The sequence below is a fragment of the Microbulbifer magnicolonia genome (assembly GCF_035117725.1).
GTDB lineage: Bacteria > Pseudomonadota > Gammaproteobacteria > Pseudomonadales > Cellvibrionaceae > Microbulbifer > Microbulbifer magnicolonia.
This window is the reverse complement of record NZ_JAYEFD010000002.1, coordinates 713,684-737,999: the sequence shown is the minus strand read 5'-3', so window position 1 is coordinate 737,999 and position 24,316 is coordinate 713,684. Positions and strand designations below refer to the sequence as shown.

Below are 24,316 nucleotides of genomic sequence, written 5' to 3'. Positions count from 1 at the left end.
AGATGTACCGCAACGCTTCCGCCAAGAAAGCGCTGCTGCTAGCCAAGCACTGGCCCGAGCCAGCCTCTACCGCCGCTGGCCGACGCACGCTGGACATTCTCGATCTGCTCGCCGAAGAGGGCTATCGCGTGGAGATCGCAAGCCCGGCCCAACCTACGCCATTTCAGGCCAAGACCGGCTACGGCGAGCACCACATCAAGGTCAATGACGCCAGCTTCGATCGCTGGGTTCAAGCATTGGACCCGACACTGGTGATCTACGATCGCTTCATGATGGAAGAGCAGTTCGGCTGGCGGGTGCGCGAGCAGTGCCCCCGTGCAATCACACTGCTCGACACCAGCGATTTTCACAGCCTGCGCGAGGCGCGCCACCAGGCGCTCAAGAGCGGCCAACCGCTAAACCTGTTCCACCCCATCGCCGAGCGCGAGGTCGCAGCCATGGCGCGCTGCGATCTCGCCGTGATGATCTCGCAGGTCGAGGTAGAACTGCTCAAGCAGCACTTTTGCCTGCCCGACTGGCAACTGCATTACCTGCCTTTTCTGGTACGGGAGCTGCCGGATCTTGAGGCGCTACCCGACTTCGACGAGCGTCGGCACCTGGTCATGATCGGGGGCTTCAAACACGCCCCCAACCGCGATGCCGTCGCCTGGTTCGCGAAGGAAGTCTGGCCACAGCTGCATGCACTGCTGCCCGATGTGGAGTGCCACATATACGGCGCCTACTCTGATCACGCCATGCATCGTTTCAGCGACCCGACGACGGGACTTCGGGTGCATGGGCGCACCGAAGATGCACTGGCCACACTGGCGCGCTACCGACTGAACCTGGCACCGCTGCGCTTCGGTGCCGGGCAAAAAGGCAAGATACTGGACGGCTGGCTCAGCGGCACGCCCACGGTCACCACGCCCATCGGCGCCGAGTCCATGGCTGCTGAAGAGTCCTGGGGCTATCCGCTGAGTGACGCCCCCGATCAGTTTGCGGCAACCACTGCACATCTCTATCAAGACAAGGCTGCCTGGCTCAACGCCCGCGATGCGGGCACCCGCGCACTCGAAACCGGATTTGATTACCGGCACCACGCGGCGGCCTTTATCGAGCGACTGGAGGCCATCGCCGCCAATCTGGAAGTGCATCGCAACCGCCAGATCTGGGGGCGCATCCTCAGACGCTCCGAGCACCGCGCCGAGGAGTTTATGAGCCGCTGGATTGAAGCCAAAAACAAAGCAGCAGACACATAAATTGTGTTGCGAATGTTATCCATTGGCACCGCGTGCAATCTCGCGGTGCCAATGGATAATATTCGGGCTGCATTGAAACTGAAGGTGCAAAAAATCGGGAAATAGCGATATTTTTTCGATTAAAAACTGCTGAGCACTTTCAACGGCAGATCCTGTTTTCTATCGAGCAACAGCCCGAGTGCGGGCTGATTTTGACGCCGCGATTCCCCCTCGCCCAGTTGCACCACAACGGTGCGCACCGCCGCTTGTTCGCAGAGCCGTAGCGACCCCGTTCTCATTCGCTTTTCACCCTGTACCGGTGTGCCACAAATAATTGTCTTTTGGCGCCTTATTCCAGATTTTGTCCCGTTTTAGTCGTGAGGGTTAGGAGCCTATCTCCGTTAAGGCCATGCATTAGGATAGTTATCCCTATGCAAGCAGCGACTCTGACGCCCGCTCTACGACTTGCCAGAGGTGCCGACAGGCTCCGCTGGCACAGCCAGGGCAGGCGCAAAGTCGGCCTCCCTAGTGGAAGATTTTTTTCTAGCGGTAGAGGAGGCAGTGAGCAGTAAGTGAGGTACCAGACGAAAAGGGCGCGCTATCGAAACATTCCGCGCGACTCCATAAAAATAATTACGGAGAAATTGGCAACAATGAAAAGATCGTTGAAAACCCTGCTGCAGAAATCGGCCCTGCTGACTGTGGCATCTCTGATGTGCGCGGCGCCGCTGGCAGCACACGCGGTGGAAACCAGCTCGCCGGCGGCGGTACCCGCCAGTGCGCAGCCGATGACCGACCGCATCATCGTCAAGTACAAGAGCACCACGCAGATGGGCGCGACATCCACTATGTCCCAGTCGGCGCTGGCGCAGGCCTCACAGCTGGCCGGCACCGAACTGCGCCATATGCGCCGCCTGGCCACGGGCGCGCAGTTGATGCGCCTGGACAAGCGCAAGGGCAATGCCGAAATCGCGGAGATCATCAGCCGCCTGCAACAGGATCCGAACGTGGAATACGCGGAACCCGACCTGCTGATGCAGCCGATGGCCACCCCCACCGACCCCAGCTACAACCAGCAGTGGCACTACTTCGAAGCCACCGGCGGCCTGAACCTGCCGGAGGCCTGGGACACCACCCAGGGCGAAGGTGTAGTGGTCGCCGTGATCGATACCGGTTACCGCCCGCACGCGGACCTGGTGGACAACCTGCTGCCCGGCTACGACATGATCTCGGATGCGGAGGTGGCCCAGGACGGCAACGGCCGCGACAGCGACGCCAGCGACCCGGGTGACTGGGCGCCGGCGGGCGCCTGCTATGCCGGCTCCCCGGCCAGTGGCAGCAGCTGGCACGGCACCCACGTGGCCGGCACCGTGGCCGCTGCCACCAACAACGGCATCGGCGTCGCCGGCGTGGCCTACGAGGCCAAGGTGGTGCCGATCCGGGTTCTGGGCCGCTGTGGCGGCTATACCTCGGATATCGCCGACGCGATCATCTGGGGCGCGGGCGGTTCCGTCAGCGGCGTGCCCGCCAATGCCAACCCTGCCCAGGTGCTGAACCTGAGCCTCGGTGGCAGCGGCAGCTGCGGCAGCACCACCCAGAACGCGATCAACACGGCGCGCAGCCTCGGCACGACGGTCGTGGTAGCCGCGGGCAACTCCAACACCAACGCCAGCAACGCCACCCCGGCCAACTGCTCTGGCGTGGTGACTGTCGCCTCGGTGGACAGGTCCGGCGGCCGCGCCTGGTACTCCAACTATGGCAGTGTGGTCGATGTGGCAGCGCCCGGTGGCGACACCTCCGTTTCCAGCAATGGCATTCTGTCCACCCTGAACAGCGGCACCCAGGGACCTGGCAGTGACAACTACGCCTTCTATCAGGGCACCAGTATGGCGACTCCACATGTAGCCGGTGCCGCAGCACTGCTCTACGCGGTGGATCCGACCCTGACGCCGACCGAAGTGGAAGCCATCCTGACCGGTACCGCGCGCAGCTTCCCGGCTTCCTGCAGCCAGTGCGGCGCCGGTATCGTTGACGCCGCCGCGGCGGTGGCGGCGGCCGGTGACGGCGGTGGCGATCCCGAGCCGGGCGACGGCGTGCTGGAAAACGGCGTGACCGAGAGCGGCCTGTCGGCGAGCCAGGGCCAGGAACTGCACTTCACCCTCGAGGTGCCGGCCGGTGCCTCTGACCTGCAGTTCCAGATGTCCGGCGGCAGCGGTGATGCCGACCTCTATGTCAGATTCGGTTCCGCCCCCACCACCGGCAGCTACGACTGCCGCCCCTACCTGAACGGCAACAATGAGACCTGCAGCATCGCCAATGTACAGGCCGGCACCTACTATGTGATGGTGCGCGCCTACAGCAGCTTCTCCGGCGTCAGCCTGGTGGGCAGCTTCGATGAGAGTGGCGGCGGTGGCAGTGGCTGGACCGAAACCAACCTGTCCGGCAGCCAGGCCTCCTGGCAGCACTTCACGCTGCAAGTGGATTCCGGCATGAGTTCCCTGGACGTGCAGATGTCCGGCGGCAGCGGCGACGGCGACCTCTATGTGCGCTTCGGTGCCCAGCCGACCACCGGCAGCTACGACTGCCGCCCCTACCGCTGGGGCAACAACGAGAGCTGCAGTATCAGCAATCCGGCGGCGGGCACCTGGTACATCAGTATCCGCGGTTACAGCGCCTATTCCGGTGTAACCCTGGAGGCGGAAGCCAGTCCCTGACGGCGTCTATCCGACCGACGCCAATCGAAAGCCGGCGCATCAGCGCCGGCTTTTTTGTGGGCGAAAGCTAACGGATTTCAAAATCGCGTCCTCATTCGCCTAGGCGCCGCCGCGGGCCTGTGGCAGAGTGGCTAGTATTCAACCGATATAAGAATTCAAAGAGGTATCCGTGAGTCTCGTCACCCTGGCCATCCCCTTCTTCCTGATCGCCGTGCTGGTGGAGCTGGCGCTGGACCGCTGGCGCGGCTGGGGCCTGTACCGGCTGAACGATGCCATCGGCAGCCTGAGCGCCGGCATCCTGAGCCGCATAACCGGGCTGGTCCGCGCCGGTGTCACGCTGCTGATCTACATTCCGCTGTACCAGCTGCTCACACCCTACTACGAGGCGGTCGGCTTCAACTGGTCGGCAACCAACGCCTGGCATCTGTTCCTGGCTGTAGTCGCCTACGACTTCTGCTACTACTGGAAGCACCGCATCGCCCACGAGATCAATATCTTCTGGGCCGATCACCTGGTGCACCACCAGAGTGAGGACTACAACCTGGCCACCGCGCTGCGCCAGCCCAGCGGGGGCCTGCCGATCGGCTGGATCTTCTACATGCCGCTGCTGCTGATCGGCCTGCCGGCAGAGCTGATGATCACCGCCGGCGCCATCGACCTGATCTACCAGTTCTGGGTTCACACGCAGAAATTCCCCAAGGTGCGCTGGATGGAGTGGATTTTCGTCACCCCCTCCAATCACCGGGTGCACCACGCACAGAACAAGGTCTATGTGGACAGGAATTACGGCGGTGTCTTCATTATCTGGGACCGCCTGTTCGGCAGCTACCAGGAGGAACTCGACGAGGAGCCCTGTATCTACGGCGTGCGCAAGCCGCTGAACAGCTTCGATCCGCTGGCCGCCAACCTGCAGCACTACAAGCGCATGGCCCTGGACGCCTGGTACACCAGGAGCTGGTGGGACAAGCTCACGCTCTGGTTCCGCCGCACCGGCTACCGCCCGGCGGATGCGGAGGCGGCGATGCCGGTCCCCTCCTGTGACCTGGACAACTTCCAGCGCTTCGACCCGCAGATAAGCCGCGGACAGCGTGTCTATGCGCTGTTGCAGCACCTGCTCTACTCCGGCGCCACCCTGGCGCTGCTGTGGTACGCCAGGGAACTGGATTACGCACAACAGCTGCTGGCGGTGGCCCTGCTTGCCCTCGGGCTGATCGTCAACGGCCGCATCCTCGACGGCCACCGCTGGGCCAGATTCGCGGAACCGGCGCGCCTGGCGGCACTGGCCGCGGCGCTGCCGCTGTTGACGCCGGTCCTCGCGGCCGCCCTCGGCGGCTATATCGCGATCAGCGCGCTCGGCTGGTGGTGGTTGGCTTTTGCAGACAAAGAGGATACAGTCGCCCTCGTTAGCGATTAGCAACAGGGAGTGACACTCAGTCGCAGGGGGTAGGTGGTGATTGAGCGAACTTCCGCTGGGCGATCCCGGCCGGGCTCGGGGGCACAGGCACCATGTGGTTTTTTGGTGAGATTCGTGCCCCTGAAATCCCAACACTTCCCCCCCCCCCAATCCCGGCCGGGATTTAGCCTTTTACCCCCTCCTCGCATGCAACCGAACGGCGGTCTCCGCGCGCAGCGCCGTCAGTGCCTCTTTCCTCGGGTATAATGGCTCGCGCATTTACCCGGAAGCAGGATAAGTTGTGCCTAGAGGAACTCTTTATACCGTGTCCGCGCCCTCCGGTGCGGGCAAGACCAGCCTGGTGAAGGCGCTGGTGGACGGCGACCGCCAGGTTACGGTGTCGGTGTCCCACACCACCCGGCCCATGCGCCCGGGCGAACAGGACGGCACCAACTACCATTTCGTCGATCGCGATGCGTTCCTGGCAATGCTCGACAGGGACGCCTTCCTGGAGCACGCCCAGGTGTTCGACAATTTCTACGGCACCTCGAAGCAGTGGGTCGAAGAGACCCTGGCCAGTGGCCGCGACGTGATCCTGGAGATCGACTGGCAGGGCGCCGCACAGGTGCGCCGGCTGCTGCCGGATACCGTGGGGATCTTCATACTGCCGCCGTCCCAGGCCGCCCTGCGCGAGCGCCTCACCGGCCGCGGCCAGGACGACCAGAGCGTGATCGAGCGGCGTATGGATCAGGCGATCGACGAGATGTCCCACTACGTCGAGGCGGATTATCTGGTGATCAACGACAACTTCGACGAAGCTCTGCACGAGCTGCGCGCCATTCTCACCGCCCAGCGCCAGCGCCTGGAACAGCAACAGCAGCGCCATGGCGAGCTGCTGCAGTCACTGCTGCGCCATTGAGCCGATTGATCGAATTGCGTACACTGCGCGGTCCGGTAGAATAGCGGCCCTCGCGACTAACGCAGCCCTACAGAATTCGCCCTACGCGGGCACAGCAATGGAATCGAAAGTTTATGGCACGTATCACCGTTGAAGATTGCCTGGAGCACGTCGACAACCGCTTCGAACTCGTCATCGTGGGCAGCAAGCGCGCCCGCCAGATCGCCACCGGCGGCAGAGATCCGCTGGTTGCGGAGGAGAACGACAAGCCGACGGTCATCGCGCTGCGCGAGATCGAGGAAGGCCTGGTCGATGCCAGCATCCTCGATGAACCGGAAGAGGAGCGGGCTCCGGCACGGTCCATGGCCGCCCCGGTCTACCTGTCCGATCAGGACATCTGATCCGGGTTCAATTCCCGCTTGGCATCTACTGAGAGATTGAGAGGCGCGCGCGGCTTTGCACACCATCGATAGTCTGGCCCACCGCCTCTCCTCGTACCTGCCCCACGACCAGATCCAGATAGTTCGCCGCGCCTATTTCTACGCGGAACAGGCCCACGACGGCCAGCAGCGCCGCTCCGGCGAACCCTATGTCACCCACCCGCTTGCGGTCGCCACCATCCTGGCCGGTATGCATATGGATCACGAGAGCCTGGCCGCCGCCATGCTGCACGATGTGATCGAGGACACCGGCATTCCCAAGGCGGCGCTGGCCGAGCAGTTCGGCGAGGAGGTGGCGGACCTGGTGGACGGCGTCTCCAAGCTGACCCAGTTCGAGACCGACAGCCCGGCGGAAAAGCAGGCGGAAAACTTCCAGAAGATGGCGCTGGCGATGGCGCGGGATATCCGCGTCATCCTGGTCAAACTGGCCGACCGGCTGCATAACATGCGCACGTTGGGTGCGCTGAAACCGCAGAAGCGAGCGCGCATCGCCCGCGAGACCCTGGAGATCTACGCCCCCATCGCCCACCGCCTGGGCATGAACGATGTGCGCATCGAATTCGAGGATCGCGCCTTCTTCGCCATCTACCCGCTGCGCGCCAGCCGGCTGCGCGCGGCTTTAGTCGCCGCGCGCGGCAACCGCAAGGAACTGCTCGAGAAGATCCAGAATGCCATCGAGGTGCGCCTGCAGCGCGAGGGCATAGACGCGCTGGTGATCGGCCGCGAGAAGCATCTGTACAGCATCTACCAGAAGATGCGCGCGAAGAAGAAGTCCTTCAAGGAGATCATGGACGTCTACGCGTTTCGCATCATCGTCGACAGCGTGGACACCAGCTACCGCGTGCTGGGCGTGATGCACAACCTGTACAAGCCGGTGATCTCCGAATTCAAGGACTATATCGCGATCCCCAAGTCCAACGGCTACCAGTCACTGCACACCGTGCTGCTGGGCATGCACGGCGTGCCCATCGAGGTGCAGGTGCGCACCAAGGAGATGGACGAGATGGCCAACAGCGGCATCGCCGCCCACTGGCTGTACAAGGCGTCCGGCGACGAGGTGATCAACACCGGCGGCACCAGCCAGGTGCGCGCGCGGCGCTGGGTGCAGGGACTGCTGGAAATGCAGCAGCGCGCCGGCGACTCGCTGGAATTTATCGAGAACGTCAAGATAGACCTGTTCCCCGACGAGGTTTACGTATTCACGCCCAAGGGCGAGATCGTCGACCTGCCGGCCGGCGCCACCGCGGTGGACTTCGCCTATTCGGTGCACACGGATATCGGCAACTCCTGCGTCGCGGTGCGCATCAACCAGCGCCTGGCGCCGCTGTCGCAGCCGCTGGAGAGCGGTCAGAAAGTGGAGATTCTCACCCGCAAGAATGCGCAGCCGAATCCGAACTGGCTCAACTTCGTCGTCACCGCCAAGGCGCGCAGTGCGATTCGCCATTTCCTCAAGCACCAGCGCCACCACGATTCCGTGGCCCTGGGCCGGCGCCTGCTGGACAAGGCACTGGGCAAGTTCAATACCCGCCTCGAGGACCTGAGCCGGGAGCAGCTGGAGCGGGGCCTGCACGAGGCGAAAATGCCGACCCTGGAAAAGCTGCTGGAAGAGATCGGCCTCGGCAACAAGGTGGCCTTCTCCGCAGCCAAACTGCTGGCGCCCACCGGCAGCGAGGAGACCGAGGCCAGCCATATCTCCTCACCGCTGACCATCGACGCCCAGGAGGGCATGATGATCAGCTTCGCGCGCTGCTGCCGCCCCATCCCGGGCGACACCATCATCGGCCATATCAGCTCCGGTAAGGGTGTAGTGGTGCACCGCGATGCCTGCCGCAATGCCAGTGAGTTCCGCGAACACCCGGAAAACATCATGCTGGTGAACTGGTCGCCGGACGTGAAGGGGGAATTCCTCGGCGACGTGCGCGTGGAGGTGGAATCCGAGCGCGGCATCATCGCGCGCCTGGCCACCCGCATTACCGAAGAGGGCGCCAGCATCGAACAGATCCACGTGGACGAGAAGGATGCGCACAACAGCGTGATTTCCCTGACTCTCGAGGTCAGCAACCGCGTGCACCTGGCCCGCGTCATGAAACGGCTGCGCAACCTGCCATCGGTGATTCGTATCGCGCGACCGTGATTGATAGTGCGGCATACGCGGGCCAGCTCAGTGCCGTAGGCGCGGCTTATGGCCGCGATCGGCCTTCCGGAGGCCCCAGACGTTCAATCGCGGCCATGGGCGGATGGCCGCCCCGCCGCTCCTACAACAGGATCTCAGATCGCGCATTCCGCATTCCGCATTCCGCATTCCGCATTCCGCATTCCGCATTCCGCATTCCGCATTCCGCATTCAGGGTTTTCGCGCTATATTCGCCGGCTTTCTTTTTCAGCAAATCCTTCTCAAGAAAGTAACGGAGTGCCCCATGACCAACCGCGCCGTGATCAAGACCGACAAGGCTCCGGCCGCTATCGGCAGCTATTCCCAGGCGGTCAAGGCCGACAACACCGTCTATCTGTCCGGGCAGATCCCGCTGGATCCGCAAACCATGGAACTGGTGCCCGGCGATTTCGCGGCCCAGGCGCGTCAGGTATTCAAGAACCTGTGTGCGGTGTGCGAGGCGGCCAACGGCTCCCTGGGGCATATCGTCAAGCTGAACCTGTACCTGACCGACCTCAGCAATTTCGCCACCGTCAATGAAGTGATGGCGGAGTTCTTTCAGGAGCCCTATCCGGCGCGCGCGGCGGTGGGCGTGAAGGAGTTACCGAAGGGCGCGCTGTTTGAGGCGGAAGGGGTGATGGTTATCTGAATGATTAATGCGGAATGATGAATGCGGAATAGAGTGGGCTGCGTGGCCTTTGCCGGTAATTACCTCTTGGCCTGCCGGGGGTCAGATCGCGGCCACCGGCGGATGGCCGCCCCGCCGCTCCTACAGCGGGAAGCCTGATCGCGTATTCCGCATTCATCATTCCGCATTCCGCATTTCCAGAACCACCTTGCCCACCGACCGCCCCGAGCGCAGCAGATCCAGCGCCGTGTGAACGTCATCGAACGGAAAGCGGTGCCCGACCAGCGGTGGCGGCAGCGGCACGCGCTCCAGTTCCGCCAACAGCGCTTTCAGCTGCGCCTTCTGCTCCCACAGCCAGATCAGATTGAAGGCCAGCAGCGAGCGATTGCTGCTGATCATGTCCATGACGTCGTAGCGCGGGCGGCGCAGGTAGCGCCAGGCCGCCTTCAGGTAATTCGGGCGGTTCCCCTGTGGGGTGAACTCGGCCGCACCGAACACCACCAGCCGCCCCATGGGATTGAGCGCATCGAAACTGGCCCGCTGCACCCGGCCACCGATGGCGTCCAACACCAGGTCAAAGCGCAGTCCCTCACGCCGTAACTGCCGGGCAAAGTCCTGTTCACGCACCAGGACATGGCCAAAGCCCTGCTCGGCAAGCAGGGCTGCCTTTGCCGCACTGCGTACGGTGCCCACCGGCCGACCGCCGAGCGCCCGGGTCAGTTTCATCGCCTGCAGCCCCACGCCGCCGGCCGCGCTGTGAATCAGCACTTCCTGTCCCGCCTGCAGCGCACCCAGCCTTGTCAGCGCATACCAGGCCGTCAGCGTCTGGGCCGGCCAGGCCGCGCCCTGGGCAAAGTCCCAGCTGTCCGGCAGCGGGATCAGGTAGTCGGGATCGCTGTCGATCACCGTGGCGTAGCCCCCGAAGCGGGTTACCCCCATCACCCGGTCCCCGGGCGAAAAGTCGGCGGTGTCGGCACCGCTTTCCAGCACGGTGCCGGCGAACTCCAGGCCCGGAGTAAAGGCCCCGCTCGGCGTGGCGGAGTAGAGTCCGGTGAGGGCAAAAATATCGGCGAAATTGAGCCCCACGGCCCTGACGCCGATCCGGACACGGTCGGGCTGCAGGGCGGTGAGCGGTTCCGTTTGCTGTGTCAGCCGGGCGATGTCGCCGGCCTTGGGGGTCTGCCAGAAGGTGCGGTGGGTCATTGTAGTAAGAAAGTGGAATCTGCCTGAAAAGCCGTTCGTTCACGCGGGATTTTGATGCGAAGGCTCTGCTACCGGATGCTACCTTGCGAGACTGTCGGCGAGAGGGACCTCGCCGACAAGCCTACAGGGATGTATTTACGGCGCGTCTCGCAAGGTAGCATCCGGTAGCAGGGCCGCCCCGAAATCCGCGACAACCCTTCGTCGAATTACTCAGCGAGCGACTCAGCCTTCTGACTCCAGTAGGGCGCTGTAACCGGTCTTGTAGTCGGGATACTTCATTTCGTAACCGCTGGCCAGCAGGCGCCTGTTGCTGAGTTTCTTCGAGCGGCGCTCACTGGTCTGCACTATTTCGCGCAGATGGGCGCTGGTGTAGCCCATCGCCTTGACCAGCCAGCGCTGCAGTTCGTACATGGGTACGGGCATGCAGTCGGCGCCGATATACAGCTGCTCCGGCGACCATCCCGACTTGTGTTTCTCGATCAGGTGGATCAGGAATCCGATGCAGTCATCCACATGGATGCGGTTGCTGTACTGCGGCGGCTGCGGCGGCGCACAGCGGCCGGCGCGCACTTGCGACAACAGGCGGTCGCGGCCGGGGCCGTAAATGCCGGCGAAGCGCACCACACAGGTGGTCGGTACAGCGCTGCGGACAATCTCTTCCGCAGCCAGCAGGATATCGCCCTGGAAGCCGCTGGGAATCGCCGGCGTCTGCTCATCGATAAGATCATCGCCGCTCTGGCCGTAGACGCGGGTCGACGAGACCCAGATCAGCAGGCGCGGCGGCCGCGGCAGGTTGGACAGGGCTTCGGCGAGCGCGGTGGCGGTATTGATATAGGCGCGGTGATAGCCGCCCTGCGTGTGCTCATCAGGGGTAAAAGTAGCTAGCACCACGTCGGCGCCGTCGGCCAGCAGTCGCGCTATGTCCTCTTTCTTGGTGGCGTCGCCGCGGCGCCAGTTGACCACGTCCGCGCGGCGCTTGCTCGCCAGGGCCACCAGCGGATTGCGGCGCATACCATAGACCGCATACTCCTGCCGGTTCAGCCGCAGCGCCAGGCGCGCACCCAGGTCGCCACATCCGAGGATCCAAAGTTTTTCTTGTGCCATAAAAGTCCGGGCAAAGAGTTGGACCGCTGCCGCGCCCCCTTGCCGCATTCCCCATTCTTGTTTTATTCATCCCCGCCGGAGAAGTCCGCCGCCCAAGGAAATTCCCCGTCCCGATGGTCCGCGGGTTACTCACCTCTCCACAAAAATCATCCCGCAATAGAAGTGCGGGTATTCTGAGCTGTTAGTGCCGATACGGAGCCCAGACTCCGCATCGGTTGAAAATCAACTAACTACCGCGCCGCTTGAGCATGCGATAGGCGGCCAGGAAGATAATCGCACCTATGGTGGCAGTAACAATATCACCGATACCGAATCCGGACACAGGCTCACCAATTCCGAGCATATTGCCCAGCCAGCCGCCGATAAAGGCACCGACAATGCCGATAACCATGGTGACGATCCAGCCGCCCGGATCCGGTCCCGGCATGATCCACTTGGCCAGCGCCCCGGCGATGAGTCCGAGGATAATCCAGGAAAAAATACCCATGGCGATTCTCCGCTCAATCTGTTCTTACAGATATAGCAAATTTTTGCGCCGGAATCGCAGAATCAATCCCACAAATAGCAAATTTTTCTAATTCTCCGGATCGATACGCGCAGTCACTCTTGCCGTTGGCCTGAGGCTATTATTTATGAATAATTGCTATCACCAGCAACCAGCTAATTGTCTATACCATGACGCTCAATGAATTGCGCTACATAGTCACCCTCGCCCAGGAGCAGCATTTCGGCCGCGCCGCCGAGCGCTGTTATGTCAGCCAGCCGACCCTCTCCATCGCCGTCAAGAAGCTGGAGAAGGAACTGGGCGTGGCCCTGTTCGAGCGCTCCAAGACCCGGGTGCAGGCGACGCCGCTGGGCGAGCGCATCGTCGCCCAGGCGCAGCTGGTGCTCGAGCAGTCGGCCGCGATCAAGGATATCGCCAGCGCCGGCAAGGACCAGCTCGCCAGCCCGCTGTCGGTGGGCGCCATCTTCACCATCGGGCCCTATCTGTTCCCGCACTTTATTCCGCAGTTGCAGCGACTGGCACCGGACATGCCCCTCTATGTGGAGGAGGGCTACACGGCCACGCTGCGCCAGCGCTTGCGCAAAGGTGAGCTGGACGCGATTATCATCGCGCTGCCGTTTACCGAACCGGATGTGGTCACCCAGCCCCTGTACGACGAGCCCTTCGTGGTGCTGATGCCCGCCGGCCACCCGCTGGCGGAACAGCAGAGCATTTCCGCCGAACAGCTGTCCCAGGACAATGTGCTGCTCCTCGGCGAGGGCCACTGCTTCCGCGACCAGGTGCTGGAGGCCTGCCCGCAGCTGCAGCAGACCATCGAGAGAGAGGCCGGCAACGGCCGCATCCGCACCGCCGCCGATGGCAGCTCGCTGGAGACGCTGCGCCATATGGTGGCCTCGGGTCTCGGCATCACCGTGCTGCCGCTGTCCGCCGCCACCGCTTCCCAGTATGCCAGTGGCCTGCTGGAGACCCGCCCGTTTACGCCGCCCGGCCCGCGGCGCACCGTAGCACTCGCCTGGCGCGCCAGCTTTCCGCGCCACCGCGCCATCGACATATTGCGCGAGGCCATAGGCCAGTGCCATTTGAGCGAGGAATAAAAGGCCCAGTGCCATTTGCGCGAAGCATAAAAGGCCCAGTGCCATTTTCGTGAAGCATATAAAGCCCGGTGCCATTTGCGCGAGCAATAGACAGCCCAGCGCCACTTGAGCGAGGAATAGAAGACCAGTGCCACCCGAGCGAACAGTGAACATCCTGGCCGACATGCCGGTCACCGCGCTGAAGGGCGTCGGCGACAAGTTTGCCCAGGTACTGGCCAAATTGCCGGTTCGCAGCGTGCAGGACCTGCTGTTCCATCTGCCGCTGCGCTACCAGGACCGCACCCGCATCACCCCCATAGCCGCGCTGATGCCCGGCGTGGATGCGGTGATCGAGGGCGAGGTGCGGGTCGCCGACGTGGTCTTCGGTCGCCGCCGCAGCTTGGTGGTGCGGCTGCAGGACGGCAGCGGCACCCTTTCCCTGCGCTACTTCCACTTCACCGCCGCGCAGAAGGACCGCTTCGCCCGCGGCGTGCGCCTGCGCTGTTACGGCGAGGCGCGCCGCGGCGCGGCCGGCCTGGAGCTCTACCACCCGGAAACCGAGATCGTCGGCGCCGAGGCGCACGACGCGCCGGAGACGCTGACGCCGGTCTACCCGCTGACCGAGGGCGTCAGCCAGGCGCGGCTGCGCGGCCTGGTGCAGCAGGCGCTGTCCCTGCTGGAGCGGGAAGGCGTGTCCGAACTGCTGCCGGCAGAACTGCTGCCCGCGCCGCTGCGCTACCCCCTGCGAGACGCCCTGCGCTATCTGCACGCGCCGCCCGCCGGCGCCGACCTGGCGCAGCTGGCGGCGGGCGTGCACCCGGCGCAGCAGCGACTGGCGCTGGAGGAACTGCTGGCGCACCACCTGAGTCTGCTGGAATTGCGGCGCGCCACCTCGAAGATTTCGGCGCCGCCGCTGCCGGCCTGCGATGCCCTGGAGCGCGATTTCCTCGCCCGGCTGCCCTTTGCCCCGACCGGCGCACAGCGGCGGGTTTGCGCCGAGATCGCCGCAGATCTGGCCCAGAACCGCCCGATGATGCGGCTGCTGCAGGGAGATGTCGGCGCCGGCAAGACCCTGGTTGCGGCCCTGGCCGCCCTGAAGGCCATCGGCGCCGGCGCCCAGGTGGCGGTGATGGCGCCGACGGAAATCCTCGCCGAACAGCACCGGCGCAATTTCAGTGCCTGGCTGGAACCCCTCGGCATTTCGGTGGCGCAGCTCACCGGCAGCCTCCGCGCCGCCGAGCGCCGCGAGCAGCTGGCGGCCATTGCCGGCGGCGGGGCCCAGCTGGTAGTGGGCACTCACGCACTGTTTCAGCCGGAGGTGGTGTTTCACAACCTGGCCCTGGTGATCATCGACGAGCAGCACCGTTTCGGCGTACGCCAGCGGCTGGAACTGCGCGAGAAGGGCGCTGTTACCGACACCAGCGGGGGAGGTGCGGCCGGCCGGCTGCAGCCGCACCAGCTGATCATGACCGCGACGCCGATCCCGCGCACCCTGGCCATGTCCGCCTTTGCCGACCTGGATTGTTCGGTGATCGACGAGCTGCCGCCCGGGCGCCAGCCGATCAATACGGTGGCCATTTCCAACGAGCGCCGCGACCAGGTGATGGAACGGGTACAGGGGGCCGTGGCCGAGGGCCGCCAGGCCTACTGGGTCTGCACCCTGATCGAGGAATCCGAGACGCTGCAGGCGCAGGCCGCCGAATCCACCGCCAGTGAACTGGCCGAGACCCTGGACGGGGTGCGCGTGGCACTGGTACACGGCCGCCTGAAGCCCGATGAGAAGGAGCGGGTGATGAACGCCTTCAAGGCCGGCGAGGTGGACCTGCTGGTGGCCACAACGGTGATCGAGGTGGGCGTCGACGTGCCCAACGCCAGCCTGATGATTATCGAGAATCCGGAACGCCTCGGCCTGGCGCAGCTGCACCAGTTGCGCGGCCGCGTCGGCCGCGGCTCCATCGCCAGCCACTGCGTATTGCTCTACGGCACGCCGCTGTCGCAGAACGGCCGCGCGCGGCTGCAGGCACTGCGCCAGCACGCCGACGGCTTCGCCATTGCCGAGGAGGACCTGCGCCTGCGCGGCCCCGGCGAGATACTCGGCACCCGCCAGACCGGCGAGATACAGCACCGCGTCGCCGATCTGCAGCGCGACGCCCATCTGCTGCCCCAGGTACAGAGGATCGCGGCCGCCCCGTCCCTGGGCGAAGAGCGCCGCCGCCAGCTGATCGCGCGCTGGCTGCAGAACAGGCCGCGCTTCGCCGAAGCCTGACCCTCCGGTCTATTTTCAATACCAGATCCCTTCCCCTGGTCATCAATATTTTTGCGCTGGGCGCGGGCTGATGGCAGCCTGACATCACAACGACAAGATCGCCTCCCCTGGCGGCAACGCTCGAATAACAGCGATAAATCTGAGAGATCTCAGGGAGAGTCTCGTGAACCACCTACCATTGAACAGACTGTTGCGGATCGGTCTGCTGTATCTCTGTGTGCACAGCGATGCCTTCGCCCAGGGCGGCTTCCTCGGTATCGGCGGCAGTGAACAGACGCCCAGCCTGACCCTGGCGCCGGCGAAAATTGCCGTGGATGTACCCACACCGGTACAGGGCAACAACCTGGCGCTGCTGCTGGCCCAGGCGGGCAGCGGCAACAGCCTCAGCGCGCTGAAGGAAGAGGCCGCGCAGAAATTCAGTGCGCAGCTGCGGCGCGAACTGCACAGCGCCCTGGAAAAATTCTTCGCCGATGAGGAGGTGCCGCTGGCGCAGCAGGGCGGGCAGCTGCTCCTGCACAGCGCCGTCGATATCTCCATCAGCAAGCAGCTCCGCGACCTTAAAAACGCGGAAAAGTATGAGCTGGAGCGCGGCACCCTGGAGCTGTCCGGCGATTTCCACTACCGGCTGGAAAGCGCGGCCGGCGCGAATCTGCGCGAGCGGCGCATCGATATCGCCGATCTGCGGGTGCGGGAAAAATACCAGGTGAAAACACCGCACGGCGGCGGCGAGGCCGAGGACAGTACCGACCAGGCCATCGAGGCGGCGCTGGTGGAGATGGTGCGGCGATTGGTGGATCGCATCGAGGACCAGCTGGAGGCGGAGCAGTTGCGGGAGCTTGCAGCGCTCTAGCGGTTTGCTGTCGACAGACCGGCATTATCCGTCTGCGGCAGGTGTCACAGAACAATGAAATCGACCAGGAAGTCATCGAATTTTTTGCCACCGGGCCGCGTGAGTGGCAGCCTTGGGTTTCATTTTGACGAATCAGGGCGGAATTGATTTCGCCTTATACCGACAACAAGAACTCAGGGAGAGTCCGGTGACGAGAATCGCAACGCGCGGGCTGGCGCTGACCGGCCTGCTACTCTTATCTACCACCTCCGCCACTCAGGCGCAGTTTCTCGGCTTTGGCGGCGATCGCCAGAACCCCAGTCTGAATATCACTCCGGCGGAAATTGCCATCGATGTGCCCATGCCTGTCAGCAGCGCCAACCTGGCCCTGCTGCTGGCACAGGCGGGCGAGGGCGGCGACCTCAGCGGGATCAAGGAGGCCGCACTGCGCAAGTACCGTCTGCACCTGGCAATCGCGCTCAACGCGCGGCTGCGGGAATTTTTCGCCGACGAGGAAATCCCGCTGGCGGAGCAGGGCGGTCTGCTGTCCCTGCACAACCGGCTGGAGATCAAGGCGGTCAAGCACTTCAACGATCTGCAGAGCCTGGAAGGTGTCGAGCTGGAGCGCGGCACCGTGGAGCTGGGCGGCAAGTTTTACTACCGGCTCAGCGGCTTTAACGGCCGCACGCTGCGCGAGCGCAGCCTGGATATCGCCGAGTGGAAGATCAGCGAAAAATATCAGGTGAAATCGGCCGGCAACGGCAGCACCGTCGAGGACACCACCGAGGAATCCATCAAGCTGGCACTGTCGGCCGTGGTGGAGAAGATACTCGATGAGGTGGAGGACGAGCTGGACGCGGGCGAGTTGCGCGATCTGCTGTCGACCTCATCGAATAAGTAGAGGGCGCGGCGCTATAAGGGTGCGCGACGCGCACCCGGCACAAGCGTCACTGGGCCGCCACGGCGCCCCGGCCGTCGGCCACACTTTCGTAGTTGCGATCGTTGAAGATCTCCTCGGACAGCGCGCCCTCGCTCTTGGCGACGATGGTGCTCACCACCGCATCACCGGTGATGTTCACCGCGGTGCGCACCATATCCAGCAGTCGGTCCACCCCCATCACAATGGCGATGCCCTCCAGCGGCAGACCCACCTGCTGCAACACCATCGCCAGCATGATCAGGCCTACACCGGGCACGCCGGCGGTGCCGATGGAGGCCAGGGTGGCGGTCAGGATCACGGTCAGATAGCCCATCAGGCCGATTTCGATGCCGTACATCTGCGCAATGAACACCGTCGCCACGCCCTGCATGATCGCGGTACCGTCCATATTGATGGTGGCTCCCAGCGGCACCGTGAAGGCGGCCACCTTGTTGTCCACACCCAGGCGCTTCTCCACAGTGGACAGGGTCACCGGCAGGGTGGCCGCGGACGAGGCCGTGCTGAATGCAAACACCATCGCCGGGCGCATCTTCTTGATCAGCTCAACCGGGTTGAGCCCGGACAGCGCCTTCAGCAGCAGCGGGTAGACGCCCAGCGCGTGCAGCAGCAGCGTGCCCAGCACGACCAGGAAGTACTTGCCGAGATCCAGAATGAACTCCACTCCCAGGGTCGCGAAGGTCTGGGCCAGAAGCGCGAAGACGCCGTAGGGCGCAAACACCATCAGCACCCCGACCATGCGCAGGATCACCTCGTTGAGATCGTTGAAGAGTGCGGCGATGCGCTGCCCCGGCGCGCCGCAGCGGGATATCGCATAGCCCATCAGCAGCGCAAACACGATGATCTGCAGCATATTGCCCTGGGCCATGGCCGCCACCGGGTTGGTGGGGAAGATATTGACCAGCACCTCCGACAGCGGCGGCGATTCCTTGGGCTCGAAGGCGCCGCCCGGCGCCACGTCCACACCGACGCCCGGCTGGATGATCAGCGCCATGCCCAGCGCGAGGGTAATCGCCGCGGCGGTGGTGAACAGGTAGAGCAGCAGTGTCTTGCCCGCCAGCGGGCCCATGCGGTGGCCCTCGGACAGGGCGCAGGCGCCGCATACCAGCGACACCAGTACCAGCGGCACCACCATCAGCTTGAGGGAGGCGATAAAGATACGCCCGACGATATCGAACAGACCCTCAGTCAGGTAACTGTTGATGGCGCCGGTGACGCCGCTGCCGAGCAGCTGGCTGGCACTGAGAAAATTGAACAGCACACCCACGACAATGCCGGCGAGCATGGCGATCAGAATTTTGGTGGTGAGGCCCATGGAGCAGGTTCTCTGTAATTCGTTGTTTTAATCGCAGCCGGGCACTATAGCAAAAGCGGGGGGCAGTGATGAGTGGCCAGTGTTGAACAGCCGCCCACCACACCACTGACCACTGACCACTGACCACTGACCACTGTACAATGCCCCTTTGCAAAATCGCGGAGCTGCAGTTGTACCAATCTCCCTTCGAGCCGCCTTTCGAACCGAGCGGCGACTGGCATGCCCAGCCGCTGGAATCCCTGCACCGGCAGCCGCCGGCGGCGATGCTGCCGTGGTTGCTGCACCCCGGCTCGCTGACCGCGGCGCTCAAGCAGCTCTCCGGTGGCGACTTCCGCGTACAGGTGCTGAGCCAGGGCTGGCAGCAGCCGCGGCTGGAGGAGCGCCGCGCGCTGAACCTGCGCGACCGCAGCCGCGCGCTGGTGCGCGAGGTGCTGCTGTACGGCTGCGGCCGACCCTGGGTCTACGCCCGCAGCGTGCTGCCGATGCGCAGCCTGCAGGGCAAGTCGCGCTACCTGCGCAGCCTCGACAGTCGCCCCCTCGGCGAGCTGCTGTTCAGCGAGCCGGATATCCGCCGCGGCCCGATCGTGCTCAACCAGCTGCAGCGCAATCCGCGCTGCCAGCTGCGCGAACTGACCGGCGAGGGCGACAGCGCCTGGGGACGCCGCTCCACCTTCTGGCTGCGCGACAAGCCGCTGCTGGTAGCCGAGACGTTTCTGGACGCCTTCCGGCCCGAGCGGGCGCCGCAGGTCGTTACCGAAGCCTTCGCCGAGGCCGAATAAGAGAGAAATAGCCGTGATCAGCCAACAAATTTCGCAACGCTGGCCCGCCGCCCTGCCCTACTGGCAACTGGCGCGCCTGGACAGACCCATAGGCTCGATGCTGCTGCTGTGGCCCACCTGGTGGGCGCTGTGGCTGGCGGCGGAGGGCTGGCCCGGGCTGCACCTGTTTATCGTCTTTACCCTGGGCGTGCTGCTGATGCGCGCCGCCGGTTGCGCGATCAACGATTTCGCCGACCGCAATATCGACGGCCGCGTGCAGCGCACCGCGCAGCGCCCGCTGGCCACCGGCAGTGTGACACCCCGCGGCGCCCTGGCGCTGTTTGCGGGCCTCAGCCTGCTGGCCTTTGCGCTGGTGCTGACCACCAACAAGCTGGCCGTACTGTTGTCGCTGCCGGCCCTGGCGCTGGCCTTCTGCTATCCCTTTGCCAAGCGCTATACGCACATGCCGCAGGTGGTGCTCGGCGCCGCATTCAGCATGGGAATTCCGATGGCATTTGCCGCCGCCACCGGCGAGGTGCCGGCGCAGGCCTGGCTGCTGTATACCGCCAACCTGCTGTGGACCGTCTGCTACGACACCTTCTACGCAATGGTGGATCGCGACGACGACCTGAAGATCGGCGTCAAATCCACGGCGATACTCTTCGGTGAGCTGGACAAAGCCATGACCGGCGCACTGCAGATAATGGTGCTGTTCGCACTGCTGCTGATCGGCAGCCGCTTCGCACTCGGCGCCGCCTACTACAGCGGCCTCGCGGTAGCGGCGGTGCTCTTCGCCTACCAGCAGTGGCTGGTGCGCGATCGAGAACGCGGTGCCTGTTTTCTGGCGTTCCTGAATAACAACTGGGTCGGCGCTGCGATATTCGCGGGAATATTTTTCCACTATCTCCTCGACTGACCGACGGCTGGGGGTCGCGCTACTGTTGTCATATATTTGTCATGGAAATGCCGTTAAATGACCCCCACGAAAAGTAGGGTATGACAGGCAGATGCACAGCAAGACGATCCTGATAGTCGACGACGAAGCCGCGGTGCGCGATATGTTGCGGGTAGCGCTGGAAATGGCGGACTACCGCTGTATCGAGGCGGAGAACGCCCAGGAAGCGCACGCGCTGGTGATCGACGAGAAGCCCGACCTGATTCTGCTCGACTGGATGCTGCCCGACGTGTCCGGCGTCGAACTGGCCCGCCGCCTGAAGCGCGACGAACTGACCTCCGCCCTGCCGATCATCATGCTCACCGCCAAGGGCGAGGAAGACCACAAGATCAAGGGGCTGGAGACCGGCGCCGACGATTACATCACCAAGCCCTTCTCGCCGCGCGAACTGGTCGCGCGCCTGAAGGCGGTGCTGCGCCGCGCCGGCCCGTCCACCCCCGAAGAGCCGCTGACCGCCGGCGGCCTGGTGCTGGATCCGCTCAGCCACCGCGTGACCATCAACGGCCAGCCCGTGGAGATGGGCCCGACCGAATTCCGCCTGCTGACCTTCTTCCTGTCCCACCAGGAGCGCGCCTACACCCGCACCCAGCTGCTCGACCACGTCTGGGGCGGCAACGTCTATGTGGAGGAGCGCACGGTGGACGTACATATCCGCCGCCTGCGCAAGGCGCTGGCCATGGACGCACACGACCGCTATATCCAGACAGTGCGCGGTACCGGCTACCGGTTTTCTGTGCAAACCGCGGAAAAAGTGTAAGATCCTGCCCAACTTTGCTTAAAACGGCACCAATATGCTGGATCGCAGTATTGGCGAGTTTTCGCGCTTCGTAGTTATTGCCCTCGGCTGCACCATCTTCGGCTTCGCCACGGACCACTGGCTGCTGGCGCTGGTTCTGGGGCTGGGCGTCTACCTGGCGTGGATCCTGTGGCAGCAGAGCCGCTTCAATCGCTGGCTGGCCAACGGCCGCCGCGGTCCCGCCCCTACCGTCTTCGGCATCTGGGGCGAGATCTCCGACGACTTCTACCGCCTGCAGCGCCGCCACAGACGCGAGAAACAGAAACTGCACGCCATGCTGCGCCGGGTGCAGGACAGCACCGGCGCCCTGCGCGAGGGCATAGTGGCGCTGGAGGACGGTGGCAACCTGGCCTGGTGGAACCCCGCCGCCGGCGAGCTGCTCGGCCTGCAGCCCCGCGACGCCGGCCAGCCGCTGGTCAACTTCGTGCGCGATCCCGGTTTTGTCAGCTACATGTACCGCCTGGATCAGGGCGCGCGCGGGCCGCTGACCCTGCCGGCGCCGGGCAACGATGCGCGCATACTGCAGCTGGAGGTGACCCGCTTCGGCCAGGACGAGGCGCTGGTGATCGTGCGCGATGTCACCCGCCTGCACAACCTGGAGCAGATGCGCCGCGACTTCGTCGCCAATGTATCCCACGAATTGCGCACACCGCTGACCGTGATCGCCGGCTATCTGGAAACCCTCGAGGGCAGCGGCCAGGCGCCGCAGGCCTGGCAGCGCCCGCTGACGCAGATGCGCGAGCAGACAGCGCGCATGACCACACTGGTGAACGACCTGCTGTTGCTCGCGCGGCTGGAGACCTCGGAGCGCGACAGCGGCCGCGAGCGGGTCGTCGTCGGCGAGCTGATGGAAAGGGTGGCGCGGGAGGCGCGCAGCTTCAGCGGCGCGCACCACCAGATCACGGTGGAATGCGACCGGGACACGACCATCACCGGCGACGCCACTGAACTGCACAGCGCCTTCGCCAACCTGGTGCTGAACGCGGTGAAGTACAGCCCGGCCGGCGGACCGATTCAGTTGCGCTGGTGGGTGGACGGGAAAGGCGGGCACTTCGCGGTCAAGGACAGCGGCATCGGCATAGATCCGATCCACATACCGCGGCTGACCGAGCGCTTCTACCGCGTCGACGCCGGCCGCTCCCGCGACAGCGGCGGCACCGGCCTGGGTCTCGCCATCGTCAAGCATGTGCTGCTGCGGCACAGTGCCGAAATGACTGTCGACAGCACGCCGGGGCGCGGCAGTACTTTTACCCTGCACTTTCCGCCGCAGAAGCTTGGCTCGACTACCGCCGCCTGAAGAATTCCCCGTACCCGGATACCCAATGTAGAAGCGGCCCATGGCCGCTCCTACATAAGAGAATGCCGGCTTATTCCAGCTCGCTCAGCACCACCTCCTCACCATCTTTTGTATAGGTGATCTTCTCGCCCTCGCTCACCGCATTGCACTGGCGGCGCAGGGTCAGGTGGTGCAGCTGCAGATCGCCGTCGCGCACCAGCAGGTGCTCGCGGCCGTCATCGTCCACGGGCAGGGTATCGGCACCCACCATGGCGTCGCGCAGTGCGCGCAGGCGCGGGGTATCCCGGTAGCGATTGAGATCGTCGGAGAGGCGCTTCTTCATGCGCTCACTCTCGTGCAAAGCGGCGACCGTCTCACGGTACTTGGCAAAAAAATAAACCGCGCCGATCGCGAATGCGATAATGACTGTCGTTTCAAACCATGCTGGCATATCAACTCCTCTCCGTCTTTTTGCGCCAGACAATCAACTGGTTATTGGCCGGCAGGTAATGCAATTCTTCGCGCTCCAGCCCCGCGGCCAGTGCCAGTTGATCCAGCCACTCGAGATCGCGAATGCCGCTCAAGGGATCGCGCTCCTTCAGCCACTGATCAAAATCGGCATTGCTCGGGCCGATGTATTGGCCGGCAATCTTCATGGGTCCGTACACGACCAGGCGGCCACCGGGCTGCAGCACCCGCGGCAGCTTGTGGAAAAACTGCCGCACGGAATCGGCGGACATAATATGCAGGGTATTAGCGCTAAAAATAGTGTCGACGCTGATCGACGGCCAGTCGTCGTCCACGTCCAGCTCCAGCGGCGCGCGCAGGTTGTCCGCCGGTTCCTGCGCGAGCCACGCGCGGATGCCGGGCAGGTTCTCCGCGCGGTCGGAGGTCTGCCAGACCAGGTGCGGCAATCGCGGGGCAAAGTAGACCGCGTGCTGCCCGGTGCCGCTGCCAACCTCCAGCACGGTGCGGCTGTCGGCGAGCAGGCGGCGCAGCTGCGCCAGTATCGGCTCGCGGTTGCGCGCGCAGGAGGGCGCGTCCGGCAGCTCGGTACGGCTCATGATGCCTCCGGGGCCTGGTCGCGGGTGAATACCCAGTCGCGGCCTCTCGACAGTCCGGCGTTGTAGCGGTAGCCGGCGACAGCGAAATTTTTCAGTTCCTCCGCCTTTTTTACCCGCTGCTCTATGGCCCAGCGGGTCATCATGCCGCGCGCCTTCTTGGCAAAGAAACTGATCATCTTGTACTGGCCGTTCTTCAGGTCCTTAAAGTGCGGCGTGACGACGTCGGCATCGAGCGCCTGCGGCTGCACGGACTTGAAGTACTCATTGGAGGCCAGGTTCACCAGCTCGCGGCTCTTAAGGCCGTGCAGCTGTTCGTTGAGCGCCCGGGTAAGGCGCGCGCCCCAGAACTCGTACAGATTGCTGCCGCGGGCATTCGGCATTCTGGTACCCATTTCCAGGCGATAGGGCTGCATCAGGTCCAGCGGGCGCAGCAGACCGTAGAGGCCCGACAGCATGCGCAGGTGCTTCTGTGCATAGGCGAAGTCGCGCTTGCCCATGGTCTCGGCCGCGAGACCGGTGTAGACATCGCCCTTGAAGGCGAGCAGGGCGGGGCGGGCGTTCTTGTCGGTAAAGGGGCGCTGCCACTGCTGGAAGCGGTCGTAATTGAGCAGGCCCAGCTTGTCGGAGATTTTCATCAGGCTGGAGATCTGCTGCGGGCTCAGCGCGCGCAACTCTTTGATCAGCGCCGCGGATTCCCCGAGGAAATCCGGCTGGGTGGTCTCCAGTGATGGAATTTCACTCTCGTAGTCGAGGGTCTTGGCCGGGGAGATAACGATTAACATCGGGTTCCTTG

General features: G+C 64.1%; 22 protein-coding genes. 15 read left to right on the top strand and 7 right to left on the bottom strand.

Annotation, left to right across the window (positions count from 1 at the left end; genetic code table 11):
• Nucleotides 1-2: 2 nt before the first annotated feature.
• The 7 genes from RRF64_RS12475 to RRF64_RS12445 all read left to right on the top strand — a co-directional run bounded on the left by RRF64_RS12475 (nucleotide 3) and on the right by RRF64_RS12445 (nucleotide 9,463).
• Nucleotides 3-1,238 (top strand): glycosyltransferase, encoded by a 1,236-nt coding sequence (locus RRF64_RS12475; RefSeq protein WP_323846215.1) that lies wholly within the window; start codon nucleotides 3-5, stop codon nucleotides 1,236-1,238.
• Between the two features lie 632 nt (nucleotides 1,239-1,870).
• Complete coding sequence (locus RRF64_RS12470) at nucleotides 1,871-3,931, top strand: S8 family peptidase (RefSeq protein WP_323846214.1); 2,061 nt, start codon at nucleotides 1,871-1,873, stop codon at nucleotides 3,929-3,931.
• Between the two features lie 169 nt (nucleotides 3,932-4,100).
• Nucleotides 4,101-5,345 carry a sterol desaturase family protein gene (locus tag RRF64_RS12465; RefSeq protein ID WP_323846213.1) on the top strand — a complete coding sequence of 415 codons (1,245 nt, stop codon included), beginning with the start codon at nucleotides 4,101-4,103 and terminating at the stop codon, nucleotides 5,343-5,345.
• 280 nt (nucleotides 5,346-5,625) lie between these two features.
• Nucleotides 5,626-6,243 carry a guanylate kinase gene (gene gmk / locus RRF64_RS12460; RefSeq protein ID WP_323846212.1) on the top strand — a complete coding sequence of 206 codons (618 nt, stop codon included), beginning with the start codon at nucleotides 5,626-5,628 and terminating at the stop codon, nucleotides 6,241-6,243.
• A 113-nt stretch (nucleotides 6,244-6,356) separates the two neighbouring features.
• The gene (gene rpoZ, locus RRF64_RS12455; protein WP_323846211.1) at nucleotides 6,357-6,623 is read left to right on the top strand and encodes a DNA-directed RNA polymerase subunit omega; all 267 of its coding nucleotides are present in this window, start codon (nucleotides 6,357-6,359) and stop codon (nucleotides 6,621-6,623) included.
• A 55-nt stretch (nucleotides 6,624-6,678) separates the two neighbouring features.
• Nucleotides 6,679-8,796, top strand: coding sequence for a bifunctional GTP diphosphokinase/guanosine-3',5'-bis pyrophosphate 3'-pyrophosphohydrolase (gene spoT, locus RRF64_RS12450; protein WP_323846210.1), 2,118 nt, complete (start codon nucleotides 6,679-6,681; stop codon nucleotides 8,794-8,796).
• A 283-nt stretch (nucleotides 8,797-9,079) separates the two neighbouring features.
• A complete protein-coding gene (locus RRF64_RS12445; protein ID WP_323846209.1) occupies nucleotides 9,080-9,463 on the top strand; it encodes a RidA family protein in 384 nt (127 codons plus the stop codon).
• Nucleotides 9,464-9,619: 156 nt separating this feature from the next.
• On the opposite strand, the gene RRF64_RS12440 is transcribed toward RRF64_RS12445, so the two are convergent.
• From RRF64_RS12440 to RRF64_RS12430, 3 genes are all read right to left on the bottom strand, one after another.
• The gene (locus tag RRF64_RS12440; RefSeq protein WP_323846208.1) at nucleotides 9,620-10,645 is read right to left on the bottom strand and encodes a zinc-binding dehydrogenase; all 1,026 of its coding nucleotides are present in this window, start codon (nucleotides 10,643-10,645) and stop codon (nucleotides 9,620-9,622) included.
• A 222-nt stretch (nucleotides 10,646-10,867) separates the two neighbouring features.
• Nucleotides 10,868-11,749, bottom strand: a complete 882-nt coding sequence (locus RRF64_RS12435; protein WP_323846207.1) for an NAD-dependent epimerase/dehydratase family protein — start codon at nucleotides 11,747-11,749, stop codon at nucleotides 10,868-10,870.
• A gap of 226 nt (nucleotides 11,750-11,975) precedes the next feature.
• Complete coding sequence (locus RRF64_RS12430) at nucleotides 11,976-12,236, bottom strand: GlsB/YeaQ/YmgE family stress response membrane protein (protein ID WP_323846206.1); 261 nt, start codon at nucleotides 12,234-12,236, stop codon at nucleotides 11,976-11,978.
• 188 nt (nucleotides 12,237-12,424) lie between these two features.
• On the opposite strand from RRF64_RS12430, the gene RRF64_RS12425 reads away from it, so the two are divergent.
• The 4 genes from RRF64_RS12425 to RRF64_RS12410 all read left to right on the top strand — a co-directional run bounded on the left by RRF64_RS12425 (nucleotide 12,425) and on the right by RRF64_RS12410 (nucleotide 17,323).
• Nucleotides 12,425-13,348, top strand: a complete 924-nt coding sequence (locus tag RRF64_RS12425; protein WP_323846205.1) for a hydrogen peroxide-inducible genes activator — start codon at nucleotides 12,425-12,427, stop codon at nucleotides 13,346-13,348.
• Between the two features lie 127 nt (nucleotides 13,349-13,475).
• Nucleotides 13,476-15,593, top strand: coding sequence for an ATP-dependent DNA helicase RecG (recG, locus tag RRF64_RS12420; protein WP_323846204.1), 2,118 nt, complete (start codon nucleotides 13,476-13,478; stop codon nucleotides 15,591-15,593).
• Between the two features lie 163 nt (nucleotides 15,594-15,756).
• Nucleotides 15,757-16,443 carry a hypothetical protein gene (locus RRF64_RS12415; protein ID WP_323846203.1) on the top strand — a complete coding sequence of 229 codons (687 nt, stop codon included), beginning with the start codon at nucleotides 15,757-15,759 and terminating at the stop codon, nucleotides 16,441-16,443.
• A 187-nt stretch (nucleotides 16,444-16,630) separates the two neighbouring features.
• Nucleotides 16,631-17,323, top strand: a complete 693-nt coding sequence (locus RRF64_RS12410; RefSeq protein WP_323846202.1) for a hypothetical protein — start codon at nucleotides 16,631-16,633, stop codon at nucleotides 17,321-17,323.
• A 46-nt stretch (nucleotides 17,324-17,369) separates the two neighbouring features.
• Here RRF64_RS12410 and RRF64_RS12405 read toward each other — a convergent pair whose 3' ends face one another.
• Nucleotides 17,370-18,674, bottom strand: coding sequence for a dicarboxylate/amino acid:cation symporter (locus tag RRF64_RS12405; RefSeq protein ID WP_323846201.1), 1,305 nt, complete (start codon nucleotides 18,672-18,674; stop codon nucleotides 17,370-17,372).
• Between the two features lie 170 nt (nucleotides 18,675-18,844).
• Between RRF64_RS12405 and RRF64_RS12400 the strand changes: the two genes are divergently transcribed.
• The 4 genes from RRF64_RS12400 to phoR all read left to right on the top strand — a co-directional run bounded on the left by RRF64_RS12400 (nucleotide 18,845) and on the right by phoR (nucleotide 22,480).
• On the top strand, nucleotides 18,845-19,453 hold the full coding sequence (locus RRF64_RS12400) for a chorismate--pyruvate lyase family protein (RefSeq protein ID WP_323846200.1): 609 nt from the start codon (nucleotides 18,845-18,847) through the stop codon (nucleotides 19,451-19,453).
• A gap of 13 nt (nucleotides 19,454-19,466) precedes the next feature.
• Nucleotides 19,467-20,348, top strand: a complete 882-nt coding sequence (ubiA, locus tag RRF64_RS12395) for a 4-hydroxybenzoate octaprenyltransferase (RefSeq protein WP_323846199.1) — start codon at nucleotides 19,467-19,469, stop codon at nucleotides 20,346-20,348.
• Nucleotides 20,349-20,439: 91 nt separating this feature from the next.
• A complete protein-coding gene (phoB, locus tag RRF64_RS12390) occupies nucleotides 20,440-21,144 on the top strand; it encodes a phosphate regulon transcriptional regulator PhoB (RefSeq protein WP_323846198.1) in 705 nt (234 codons plus the stop codon).
• A gap of 34 nt (nucleotides 21,145-21,178) precedes the next feature.
• A complete protein-coding gene (phoR, locus tag RRF64_RS12385; protein WP_323846197.1) occupies nucleotides 21,179-22,480 on the top strand; it encodes a phosphate regulon sensor histidine kinase PhoR in 1,302 nt (433 codons plus the stop codon).
• A gap of 70 nt (nucleotides 22,481-22,550) precedes the next feature.
• On the opposite strand, the gene RRF64_RS12380 is transcribed toward phoR, so the two are convergent.
• Genes RRF64_RS12380 through yaaA form a run of 3 tightly spaced genes read right to left on the bottom strand, consistent with a single transcriptional unit; the run spans nucleotide 22,551 to nucleotide 24,305 of the window.
• Entirely contained in the window at nucleotides 22,551-22,910 is a 360-nt protein-coding gene (locus RRF64_RS12380; RefSeq protein ID WP_323846196.1) for a hypothetical protein, read from the bottom strand.
• 1 nt (nucleotide 22,911) lies between these two features.
• Nucleotides 22,912-23,523 (bottom strand): DUF938 domain-containing protein, encoded by a 612-nt coding sequence (locus RRF64_RS12375; protein ID WP_323846195.1) that lies wholly within the window; start codon nucleotides 23,521-23,523, stop codon nucleotides 22,912-22,914.
• A complete protein-coding gene (gene yaaA / locus RRF64_RS12370) occupies nucleotides 23,520-24,305 on the bottom strand; it encodes a peroxide stress protein YaaA (RefSeq protein WP_323846194.1) in 786 nt (261 codons plus the stop codon). Before yaaA ends, RRF64_RS12375 begins: the two co-directional genes overlap by 4 nt.
• Nucleotides 24,306-24,316: the final 11 nt, after the last annotated feature.